General features: G+C 67.2%; 10 protein-coding genes. All 10 read left to right on the forward strand.

Annotation, left to right across the window (positions count from 1 at the left end):
- Positions 1-38 precede the first annotated feature (38 nt).
- The 10 genes from D0B54_RS14645 to D0B54_RS14690 all read left to right on the forward strand — a co-directional run bounded on the left by D0B54_RS14645 (position 39) and on the right by D0B54_RS14690 (position 11,409).
- Positions 39-596 (forward strand): YqgE/AlgH family protein, encoded by a 558-nt coding sequence (locus D0B54_RS14645; protein ID WP_117292032.1) that lies wholly within the window; start codon positions 39-41, stop codon positions 594-596.
- Positions 593-1,009: a Holliday junction resolvase RuvX gene (ruvX, locus tag D0B54_RS14650; RefSeq protein WP_117292033.1), complete on the forward strand. Its 417-nt coding sequence runs from the start codon at positions 593-595 to the stop codon at positions 1,007-1,009. Before D0B54_RS14645 ends, ruvX begins: the two co-directional genes overlap by 4 nt.
- A gap of 77 nt (positions 1,010-1,086) precedes the next feature.
- Entirely contained in the window at positions 1,087-2,043 is a 957-nt protein-coding gene (locus D0B54_RS14655) for an aspartate carbamoyltransferase catalytic subunit (RefSeq protein ID WP_117292034.1), read from the forward strand.
- A complete protein-coding gene (locus tag D0B54_RS14660; RefSeq protein ID WP_117292035.1) occupies positions 2,040-3,314 on the forward strand; it encodes a dihydroorotase in 1,275 nt (424 codons plus the stop codon). The genes D0B54_RS14655 and D0B54_RS14660 overlap by 4 nt, the downstream gene beginning before the upstream one ends.
- A gap of 108 nt (positions 3,315-3,422) precedes the next feature.
- Positions 3,423-3,788 carry a response regulator gene (locus D0B54_RS14665; protein WP_117292036.1) on the forward strand — a complete coding sequence of 122 codons (366 nt, stop codon included), beginning with the start codon at positions 3,423-3,425 and terminating at the stop codon, positions 3,786-3,788.
- Between the two features lie 39 nt (positions 3,789-3,827).
- Positions 3,828-5,852, forward strand: coding sequence for a methyl-accepting chemotaxis protein (locus D0B54_RS14670; protein WP_117292037.1), 2,025 nt, complete (start codon positions 3,828-3,830; stop codon positions 5,850-5,852).
- A gap of 371 nt (positions 5,853-6,223) precedes the next feature.
- Complete coding sequence (locus D0B54_RS14675; protein ID WP_117292038.1) at positions 6,224-7,273, forward strand: cation diffusion facilitator family transporter; 1,050 nt, start codon at positions 6,224-6,226, stop codon at positions 7,271-7,273.
- Positions 7,274-7,424: 151 nt separating this feature from the next.
- Entirely contained in the window at positions 7,425-9,077 is a 1,653-nt protein-coding gene (locus D0B54_RS14680; protein ID WP_117292039.1) for a phosphoenolpyruvate carboxykinase (ATP), read from the forward strand.
- 84 nt (positions 9,078-9,161) lie between these two features.
- Positions 9,162-10,769 (forward strand): glycerol-3-phosphate dehydrogenase/oxidase, encoded by a 1,608-nt coding sequence (locus D0B54_RS14685; RefSeq protein ID WP_117292040.1) that lies wholly within the window; start codon positions 9,162-9,164, stop codon positions 10,767-10,769.
- A gap of 1 nt (position 10,770) precedes the next feature.
- Complete coding sequence (locus D0B54_RS14690) at positions 10,771-11,409, forward strand: fumarylacetoacetate hydrolase family protein (protein WP_117292041.1); 639 nt, start codon at positions 10,771-10,773, stop codon at positions 11,407-11,409.
- Positions 11,410-11,424 lie beyond the last annotated feature (15 nt).

Raw genomic sequence — 11,424 nt, forward strand, 5'->3', positions numbered from 1 at the left:
CGCTTGTGGCCCGGGGGATCGACCCGGATACTAGGGTCATGGACGAGTCCCAGTTGAAGAACCAGTTCCTGATCGCCATGCCCAGCATGGAGGACGAGAATTTCAGCCATACCGTGTCCCTGCTCTGCGAGCACAACGACAACGGCGCCATCGGCCTGGTGATCAACCGCCCCACCGACCTGAAACTCACCGAGATGATGGAGCAGATGGGCCTGGAGCACGAGGCGCTCAACGACGAGCAGATCGTCTACTGGGGCGGTCCGGTGCAACCCGAACGCGGCTTCGTGGTGCACCGCACCCCGGGCGGCTGGGAATCCTGCCTGCAGGTCGATACCGACCTGTTCATCACCACCTCGCGCGACATCCTCAAGGCCATCGGCAAGGGCGAGGGTCCGCAGGACTATTTCGTGGTGCTCGGCTACGCCGGATGGGGCGAGGGGCAGCTGGAGAAGGAAATCCTGCACAACGCCTGGCTCAACACCGACGTCAGCCAGCAGATCCTGTTCGAAACCCCCGCCCGCGACCGCTGGCAGGCCGCCACCCGCCTGCTGGGCGTGGAAGTGACCCAGCTCGCCGGCAACGCCGGCCACGCGTGACCTCGGTCTACCTGGCCTTCGACTACGGGTCCAAGCGCATCGGGGTCGCCGTCGGCGACAGCCTGACCTGCAGCGCCCGCCCCCTGCCCGCCCTGCCCGGGGCGGACTGGACGGCGATCGGCCGCCTGGTCGCCGAATGGCGACCCGCCGCCCTGATCGTGGGCCTGCCGCTGGACGAGGACGGTTCCGAACAGGCCATCACCGGCCCGGCCCGCAAGTTTGCCGCCGAGCTGCAACGGCAGCTGAAACTGCCGGTACACCAGGCCGACGAGCGCTATTCCTCGCGTGCCGCCGACGACGCCCTGCGCGAGGCCCGCTCCAGCGGCCGCATGCAGCGCCGGGTGCGCAAGGGCGACCGCGACGGCCAGGCGGCGCGCGTGATCCTCGAGCAATGGCTCCAGGAAAACGGCTGAAACCGCTAGATTTGCGCGGAAATCGTGCAAAAAACCTTCTAATTCATCGGCGCGACCCCTCATAATTCGCGTCCAACATGAACCCAAATCTCCAACTCACCCCCGACGGCAGGCTGCGGCACCTGCTGACGCTGGAAGGTCTCGAACCGGCCCTGCTGCGGCAGATCCTGGACAAGGCGGAGGAGCTGGAAGCCGCCACCCAGGGGCCCGAGAAGAAACTCGGCCTGCTGCGCGGCCGTACCGTCATCAACCTGTTCTTCGAGGCCAGCACCCGCACCCGCACGACTTTCGAACTGGCGGCCCAGCGCCTGTCGGCCGACGTGCTGAACCTGCAGGTCTCGGCGTCCTCGACCTCCAAGGGCGAGACCCTGCTGGACACGCTCAAGACGCTGGAGGCGATGCAGGCGGACATGTTCGTGATCCGCCACGAGGCCAGCGGCGCGGCGCATTTCTTCGCCGAGCACGCCGCCCCGGGGGTCGCGATCCTCAACGCCGGCGACGGCCGCCACGCGCACCCGACGCAGGGCCTGCTGGACCTCTACACGATCCGCAAGCACAAGGGCGACTTCCGCCAGCTCACGGTCGCGATCGTCGGCGACATCCTCCATTCCCGTGTCGCGCGCTCCGACATCCACGGCCTGCGCACGCTGGGCGCCAGGGAAATCCGCGTGGTGGCGCCGCCGACCCTGATCCCGGCCGGCATCGAGGAGATGGGCGTCAAGGTCTACCACTCGCTGGCCGCCGGCCTCGACGGCGCCGACGTGGTCATGCTGCTGCGCCTGCAGAAGGAACGCATGCTCGGCGCCTTCCTGCCCTCGCTGGGCGAATTCCACCGCGACTTCGGCCTGACCCGCGAGCGCCTGCGCCACCTCAAGCCCGACGCGATCATCATGCACCCGGGCCCGATCAACCGCGGTGTCGAGATCGAGGGCGACCTGGCCTACGGCGAGCGCAGCCTGATCCTGCAGCAGGTGCAGTACGGCATCTCGGTGCGCATGGCGGTCATGGCATTGATTCTTGGAGGCGAAGCATGAGCCTGCTGATCACCGGCGCGCGCGTGCTCGACCCGGCCTCCGGCCACGACGGCATCGCCGAGGTCGGCATCCGCGACGGCCGCATCGATCACCTCGGCAGCGGCGCGCCCGCCGGCGCCTACGACGAAACCCTGGACGCCAGCGGCCTGTGGCTGATGCCCGGCGTGCTGGACCTGGCGGCGCGCTTCCGCGAGCCCGGCCAGAGCCACAAGGCCAGCTTCCGCAGCGAGATTCCGGCGGCCCTGGCGGCCGGAATCACCGGTATCGTGCTGCCGCCCGACACCAGCCCGGCGATCGACTCGCCGGCCATCGTCAACCGCATCCACCGCAGCGCCAGCGCCGCCGGCCCGCTCAATGTCCACGTGCTGGGCGCCCTGACCAAGGGCCTGGCCGGTGAAGCCCTGAGCGAAATGGGCGCCCTCAAGCAGGCCGGCTGTGTCGGCCTGGGCAACGCCCTGGCGCCGCTGGCCAATTCGCTGTTCGCGCGCCGCGCCCTGGAGTACGCCAACGGCCTGGGCCTGACGGTGCATGTGTTCGCGCAGGATGCCGCCCTGTCCAACGGCGGCTGCGTCCACGAGGGCCCGGTGGGCACCCGCCTGGGCCTGGCGCCGATCCCGGCCGCCGCCGAGGTCGCCGCCCTGCGCTTCTGGATCTCGCTGGTGGAAGACACCGGCGCCAGCATCCATGTGGGACGCCTGTCCACCGCCCGTGGTGCCGGCCTGGTCGAGTCGGCCCAGCGCCGCGGCCTGCCGGTGACGGCCGACGTGGCGATTCACCAGCTGTTCCTCACCGACGAGGACGTCGACGGCTTCAACGCCCAGTGCCACGTGATCCCGCCGCTGCGTTCGGCCGAGGATCGCGACGCGCTGCGCCAGGCGGTGAAGCGCGGCGTGATCGGCACGATCTGCTCCGACCACCAGCCGCACGAGATCGACGCCAAGACCAACCCCTTCCCGCAGACCGAGCCGGGCATCTCCGGGCTGGAAAGCCTGCTGCCCCTGGCGCTGCGCTACGCCGCCGAAGCCGGCGTGCCACCCCTGGATATCGTCGCCCGCCTCAGCAGCGGTCCCGCCGCCGTGATCGACACCGACACCGGCAGCGTCGCGACCGGCCACACGGCAGACATCTTGCTGGTGGATCCGCAGGCACGCTGGCGCTTGCAGGCGGCGGCGCTGCTCAGCGCGGGGCGCAACACGCCCTTCGACGGCAGCGAAATGCATGGCCGCGTGGTACGCACGCTGGTCCGGGGACAGACCGTTTTCTCCGCCTGAAAAACAGGCGGTAGCCAGCACCGGGGCTTGGTGTATAGTCTCCGGCAAACATCTGTACTGAACAGAACCATTTGGGAGGCAGTCCTCACGGGCTGATCGAGGAAGCACATGGCGCGAGTGTTGATCGTTGACGATTCCCCTACGGACGTGCAGAACCTCAGGGCCATCCTGCAGAAGGCCGGCCATACGGTGATCGAAGCCTCCAGTGGCCACGACGTGCTGGATCGCGTCAAGCTGGAGCGTCCCGACATCGTCATCATGGACGTGGTCATGCCCGGGGTGAACGGCTTCCAGGCCACCCGCACGCTGAGCAAGGATGCGGCCACCGGCCATATCCCCATCATCGTGGTGAGCAGCAAGAGCCAGGAAACGGATCGCGTCTGGGCCCTGCGCCAGGGCGCCAAGGAATACATGGTCAAGCCGGTCAAGGAACCCGACCTGCTCGGCAAGATCACTGCACTGCTCGGCGGCTGAGCCGGCAGCGACAGACCTAGAAATTCGGGGGAGTAACGAATGGCCGAAGATAAAAGTCAGGCCAAGGGCCTGACCGGTAGCAGTCGCGAACTGGTACTGCTGATTGCCGCCGCGGTGCTGATGGCGGGTGCGATGGGTGGCTTCGTGTACACCCAGTCGACGGAATCGCAGGACGAGGAATGGGTCACGCTGGCCCGGTCCATCCCCACCGATGTCAACGAAGTCGCGCAGATCGGCGAGGAAGCCGCGCGTGGCGTAGCCCCGGATTTCCAGACCCTGTCGGCCCGCGCCGACGACCTGGGCACCGTCATCAACGGCCTGGCCGTCGGTGACGAAGAGGCTGGCATCGCCTCGGCCCCCGCGATCGTGCAGGGCGAGGTCAAGGCAGTCGCCGAGTCCTGGAAGAAGATGAAGGGTACCGTCGACGCGGTGCTGCAGGGCGAAGTGCCCTACAAGCGCGTCGCCAGCCACGTTTCGATCATCGCCGAGGCCATCCACACCTCCGAAGACCCGACGCAGGACAAGGGCATCTACGCGCTCTATGCCGAGATGGCCGAGCGCCTGGGCTCGCGTGGCGCCTCGTCGGCGCAGATCTACACCGCCGCCGGCCAGCTCAACCGCCTGGAACGCATCGCCTCCACCGCGCAGCGCGTGCTGTCGCAGGGCCGCGACGCCAAGGTCGCTGCCGATGCGCTGCAGCACGAGGTCGACGAGTTCCTGCGCAACAACGCCCTGCTGGGCGATGCCGCCGCACGCAGCGCCGCCGAGCGCTTCGAGCCGCTCAACGAGTCCAGCAAGGCGATCAACGTCGATGCCGAGGCGATCAACAAGATGCAGCTGGCCTCCGGCCAGATCAAGGGTGCCGCCGCCGACGTGATCGCCACCTCGGGCGCGCTGGAACAGCGCCTGATCGACACCCGCGTCAAGGAAGTGCTGCTGCCGATCCTGATCGGCCTGGCCGGCGTCGTCGCCCTGCTGCTGATCTTCGGTGCCGCGGCACTGGGCTTCCTCAACGTGCGCAGCCGCATCAAGTTCGCCGACGATCGCGACGCGCGCCAGCAGCAGGCCATTCTGGGACTGCTGGACGAAATCACCAACCTCGCCGACGGCGACCTCACGGTGGACGTGACGGTGACCGAGGACTTCACCGGCGCGATCGCGGACTCGATCAACTACACCGTCCAGAACATGCGTAACCTGGTCGGCACGATCAACAGCACCTCGGTGGAGATCGCGGCCTCGGCCGGCAACACCCAGCAGACCGCGATGCGCATGACCGATGCCTCGGAGCGCCAGGCCCGCGAGATCAACGCGGTGACCAGCACGATCGCCTCCACCGCCCAGTCCATGCAGCAGGTGTCCGCGCGAGCCGACCAGCTGGCGCTGCAGGCACAGCAGTCGGTGCAGGTGGCCCACAACGGCGCCCAGACCGTGGGTCGCACGATCCAGGGCATGGCCGCGCTGCGCGAGCAGATCCAGGACACCTCCAAGCGCATCAAGCGCCTGGGCGAATCGTCGCAGGAAATCGGCAACATCATCGAGTTCATCAACGACATCGCCGAACAGACCAACACGCTGGCGCTGAACGCATCGATCCAGGCCGCCATGGCCGGCGAAGCGGGCCGCGGCTTCGCGGTGGTCGCCGACGAAGTCCAGCGACTCGCCGAACGCGCCGCTACCGCGACGCGCCAGATCGAAAACCTGGTCAAGACGATTCAGGCCGATACCAACGAAGCCATCATCTCGATGGAGCGCTCCACGCAGAACGTGGTGGTCGGCGCCAAGAGTGCCGAAGAAGCGGGCCAGTCGCTGACCCGAATCGAAAGCTCCTCGCAGGAACTGGCCAAGCTGATCACCGAGATCTCCTCCTCCGCCCGCAACCAGTCCGGCGCCGCGACCAAGATCGCCGGCACCATGCAGGTCATCCGGGACATCGCCATGCAGACCTCCGGCTCCGCCAGCCAGACGGCGCAAGCGGTCGGCGAGTTGAACACGCTGTCGGAAAAGCTGCGCGAGTCGGTGTCGGGCTTCAAGCTGCCGGACGAGACGGGACTGGTGCCGTAAGGCAACGTTGCTTCAAACAAGCCCCGCCTCGGCGGGGCTTTTTCGTTGCTCCCTCTCCCCGCCTGCGGGGAGAGGGTTGGGGTGAGGGGCGAACGCTAGCCCCTAGTAGCCAGCGCAGATGTGTAAGCCATGTCCTGGCGCACTTATTAGCCATGGCCTGGGACTGACGTCAAAAGACTGCCCCTCACCCCCAGCCCTCTCCCCGCACGCGGGGCGAGGGAGACAAGAGGTGGCGCCATCCATGGCGAGACATCCGCTCGCCCATTGAACCCCTGGGCGGCCATCCATGGCCGCCCGTGATTTGCCGCAGGCGATGACATTTAGTCATCGCCAAAGCGCGGCAAATCACCCTATCCGCTAAGCTTCGCACCATGCCGCACGATCACCCGCCCAAGTCCGCCCCTCACGGCCACCAGCACGGCGCCCATGACCACCAACACGGTGACCACCATGGCCACGCGCACGGGCATGACCGTGGGCACGGCCACAAGCACGATCACGGGGATCACAGCCACGACCACGGCGGCCCCGGCCACTCTCACGACCGTCCCCAGGGCAGCGAACGCCAGCTGCTGATCGCCTTCATCCTCACCGCCGGCTTCATGTTCGCCGAGGTCATCGGCGGCCTGATCTCCGGCTCGCTGGCGCTGATCGCCGACGCCGGCCACATGCTGACCGACGCCGCCTCCCTGGCCCTGGCCCTGTTCGCCCTGCGCATCAGCCGCCGCCCCTCCGACCAGCGCCGCAGCTACGGCTACGGCCGCATGCAGGTGCTGGCCGCCTTCGTCAACGGCATTTCGCTGGTGGCCCTTGTGACCTGGATCGCGGTGGAAGCGGCCCTGCGCCTGTTCAAGCCGGTGCCGGTGCTGGCCGGACCCATGCTGGCCATCGCGGTGCTGGGCCTGCTGGTCAACCTGGCGGCGTTCTGGATCCTGCACCGCGGCGAGCGCGGCAACCTCAATGTCGATGGCGCCATGGCCCATGTCCTGGGCGACCTGCTGGGCTCGGCGGCGGCCATCGTCGCGGCCCTGGTGATCATGGCGACCGGCTGGACCCCGGTGGACCCGCTGCTGTCGGTGCTGGTCGCCGGCCTGATCCTGCGCACCGCACTGCGCATCACCCGGGAATCGGGGCATATCCTGCTGCAGGGCGCCCCTACGGAACTGGACCCCACGCAACTGGAGCGCGAGGTGCGCGCCGCCGTCCCCGGGGTTGCCGGCGTCCACCACGTCCACCTGTGGTCCCTGACCCCGGATGAACGCATCATCACCCTGCACGCCGTGCTCGGGCCGGACGCCGACGGCGACCAGGTGACCGCGGCGATCGCCAATTTCCTGCGCAGCAGCAGGGGGATAGGTCATGTGACCGTGCAGATCGAGCGGCAGCCCTGCGCCGAACCGGAGCACCGCTGCGCCGGCTGAGCCGGACTCACCGGACCGGTTTGGCCCTACCGACAAGGGGGTGGCGCTCGCGCAACTTGCCTCCTACCCGCCCCCTCCTTACCATTTGCGCTCTTCAGCGGCCAGCCCCGCTCATTTTTTGCCCATTTTCTTGCCAGTTTAAGGATAGTTCATGACCTTTCAGGCCGATCTCGAGAAGCTCTTCGGACTCAAAAACGTCAGTTACAAGTACAACCTGACCAAGCCGGAGCTGTTTCACGAAGCCATCGCCAACGACCGCGGCCGCGTCCGCCGTGGTGGTCCCAGCAATGAGCAGAAAGCTTTCCCGACCCAGCTGGGCTTGAATGGTCCGCTGGTCTATTACACCGACCCGGACTGCACCGGCCGCCGCACCAAGGACACCTACGCGGTGAAATGGCCGGAGATCGCCGACGAGATCTGGTTCAAGGCCGACCTCAACCCCTACGATTCCGAGAAGTACGAGGCGCTGCTCAAGCGCGTCGTCGCCCATCTGAACGAGAAGCAGGGCACGCTGTACGTGAAGGACCTGTTCATGGGTTCCGACGCGGACTTCGCCGTGCCTTACCGCTTCGTCGGCGAGTACGCCACGCATGCGATGTTCTGCCACAACATGTTCCCCAAGGACCTGCAGGGCGTGAAGGATGTCGACGCCCGCCGCTGGACCATGCTGAACGTGCCCAGCTTCGTCTGCGAGCCCGAGCGTGACGGCAGCCGCGCCGAAGCCGCGGTGATCATCGACACGCGCAACAAGATCTGCCTGGTGGCCGGCCGCGCCGACTACTGCGGCGTCAACAAGAAGACCATCTTCACGGTCGGCAACTACCTGCTGCCCAAGGAAGGCCGCCTGTCGATGCACTGCTCGGCCAACGTCGGCAAGAACAACGACGCGGCGATCCTGTTCGGCCTCTCCGGCACGGGCAAGACCACGCTGTCGGCCGACGCAAGCCGCCGCCTGATCGGCGACGACGAGACGATCTGGTCCGACAACGGCCTGTGCAACCTGGAAGACGGCTGCTACGCCAAGCTGATCGACCTGGACAAGCAGAACGAGCCGGTCATCGCCCAGGCGCTGAGCAAGGCCGGCACCATCATCGAGAACGTGCCGCCGCTGCCGGGCAAGACGATGGAAGAGTGCCACCCGGACGAGCTGGACCTGTTCGACGGCTCGATCGCCGAGAACACCCGCTTCTCCTACCCGCTCGACGCCAACCCCAACGTCATGCCCAACGGCCAGGGTCCGCATCCGAAGACCATCGTGCTGCTGACCGCCGATGCCTTCGGCGTGCTGCCGCCGATCTCGATCCTGGAGCCCAAGGACGTCATGTACCACTTCGTCTCGGGCTTCACCGCCCGCGTCGCCGGTACGGAAGTGGGCGTGACCGAGCCGCAGCCGACCTTCTCGGCCTGCTTCGGCGGCCCCTTCATGGCGCAGAAGCCCAATGTCTACGCCAAGCTGCTGGCCGAGAAGATGGAGCAGCACCAGGCACGCTGCATCCTGCTGAACACCGGCTGGAGCGGCGGCCCGCACGGCGTCGGCAAGCGCATGTCGCTGAAGGTGACCCGCGCCCTGCTCAATGCCGCCCTCAACGGCGAGCTGGACGGCGTCGAGACCGAGGTCCAGCCGACGCTGAACCTGAAGATGCCCAAGTCCTGCCCGGGCGTGGACAGCAACATCCTGAACCCGCGCAACACCTGGGCCGACAAGGATGCCTACGACGCCACCGCCACCAAGCTGCGCGACATGTTCCGCGACAACTTCAAGAAGAAGGGCTTTGCCGCCTTCGGCATCGAAGAGCGCATCTAAAGCAGCAGCGCAGTTCAAAAAGGCCGGGCATTGCCCGGCCTTTTTGTTTCAGAATAGGCCCTGTCCGCCCCACCCGGCTGCCCCATGAAACTACGCGCCAGCAACATCGCCAAGCTCAAGGCCCAGGCCTTCGATGTCCTGATCATCGGCGGCGGCATCAACGGCTCGGTCGCCGCGGCGGCGCTGGCCGCCCGCGGGGTCTCGGTGGGCCTGATCGACCGCGGCGACTTCGCCGGCTTCACCAGCCAGCAGTCCTCCAACCTGGCCTGGGGCGGCATCAAGTACATGGAGACCTACGAGTACCCCCTGGTACGGGCCCTGTGCATGAGCCGCAACCGGCTGATCCGCAGCTACCCTTCCACGGTCAAGGAGATCCGCTTCTTCACCTCGATCCAGAAGGGCTTCCGCTGGCACCCCTGGATCCTGTGGACGGGCACCTGGCTGTACTGGCTGATCGGCAACGGCTTCACCCGCATGCCGCAGCTGCGCCCGGTGGGCGCGATCCAGCGCGAGGAGCCGGTGGTGCGCACCGAAGGGCTCAGCGGCGGCTTCGAGTACTCCGACTCCTACCTGCACGACAACGACGCGCGCTTCGTCTTCAACTTCATCCGCTCGGCCCTGAGCCGCGGCTGCATCGCCGCCAACTACGTCGCCGCCGAAGGCTCGCGCCGCGAGGGCACGGAATGGGTCACCGAGGCCCGCGACGAGCGCAGCGGCGAAACCTTCCCGATCCGCAGCAAGCTGCTGATCAACGCCGCCGGTCCCTTCGTCGACGAGGTCAACGCGAAGAACGGTATCAGCACACGGCACCGGCATGTGTTCTCCAAGGGCATCCACCTGATCGTGCCGCGCATCACCGACAGCAAGCGCGTGCTGACCTTCTTCGCCGACGACGGGCGGTTGTTCTTCGCGATCCCCATGGGCACCCGCACCTGCATCGGCACCACCGACAACCGTGTCGATACACCTTTCGCCACAGTGACCGAAGCGGACCGCCGCTTCGTGCTGGACAACATCAACAAGCGCCTCAACCTCCCCAAGCCCCTGACCGAAGCCGACGTCATCTCCGAGCGCTGCGGTGTGCGCCCGCTGGTGGTGGAAGGCAATGCCGGCGAGAAGACCGACTTCCTGCAGCTGTCGCGCAAGCACGCGGTGGAAGTGGACGCCGCCTCGCAGCAAATCAGCATCTTCGGCGGCAAGCTCACCGACTGCATCAACGTCGGCGAGGAGATCTGCGACGAGGTGGAAAGCCTGGGCGTGAACATCCCGGAGCCGGGCTTCACCTGGTACGGCGAGGCGCCCGACTCGGTGCGCGACGAGTTCCTGCACCAGGCGCTGCTGATGAAGCTCGACAGCTACACCGCGCCCGAGTCCTCCGAGCCGCTGTCGCAGCGCCTGTGGCGGCGCTACGGCGCGCAGGCCATCGGCCTGCTGGAGAACATCCGCGAAGATCCGCGCGAGGCCGAGGTGCTGATCAAGGGCACCGAGTACACCCGCTGCGAACTGCGCCAGGCGGCGCGGCGCGAGATGGTGGTGACGCTGGCGGACTTCCTGCGGCGCCGCTCCAAGATCGCCCTGGTGGAGCGCCGCGAGGTGATCCGCGACTCGCCAGGCATCCTGGATGCCTGCCGCATCCTGTTCGGTGACGACGCGCAGGCACGGTACGACGAGTACTTCGGGGCGGGCCACTAGCATGCAGGTCAACAGAATCTTCTGCATCGGCAAGAACTACGCCGATCACGTCGCCGAACTGGCACACCTGGGCCACCAGGCCGACGGCGAGTGCGTGGTGTTCATGAAGCCCGCTTCCGCCATCGTGCCGGAGGGCCAGCCGATCCCCCTGCCGCGCAACCGCGGCAGCGTGCACTACGAGGCCGAGCTGGTGGTCCTGCTGACCGGCGGCGGCCGCAACGTACCGCTGAAGGAAGCACTGGGCTGCGTCGCCGGCATGACCCTGGGCCTGGACCTGACGCTGCGCGAGCTGCAGACCGAGCTGAAGAACAAGGGCAAGCCCTGGGAGATCGCCAAGTCCTACGACGGCAGCGCCGCCCTGGGCGACTTCAGGCCCTACCTGGAGCAGGACCTGCAGAAGCTGGAGTTCACGCTGCGGGTCAACGGCGAACTGCGCCAGCATGGCCGCACGCGCGACATGCTCTACCCGGTGGCACGGCAGATCCATATCCTGTCGCAGAGCTGGGCGCTGCAGCCCGGCGACGTGATCTTCACCGGCACGCCCAAGGGCGTGGGGCCGCTGGCACCGGGCGATGAGCTGGTCTTGGCGGGTGACGGCATCGGCAGCTTCAGCTGGAAGTGCAAGCAGGAACGCAAATGAACGAGCAACAGAAAC

It is taken from the genome of Solimonas sp. K1W22B-7, assembly GCF_003428335.1.
Classification (GTDB): domain Bacteria; phylum Pseudomonadota; class Gammaproteobacteria; order Nevskiales; family Nevskiaceae; genus Solimonas_A.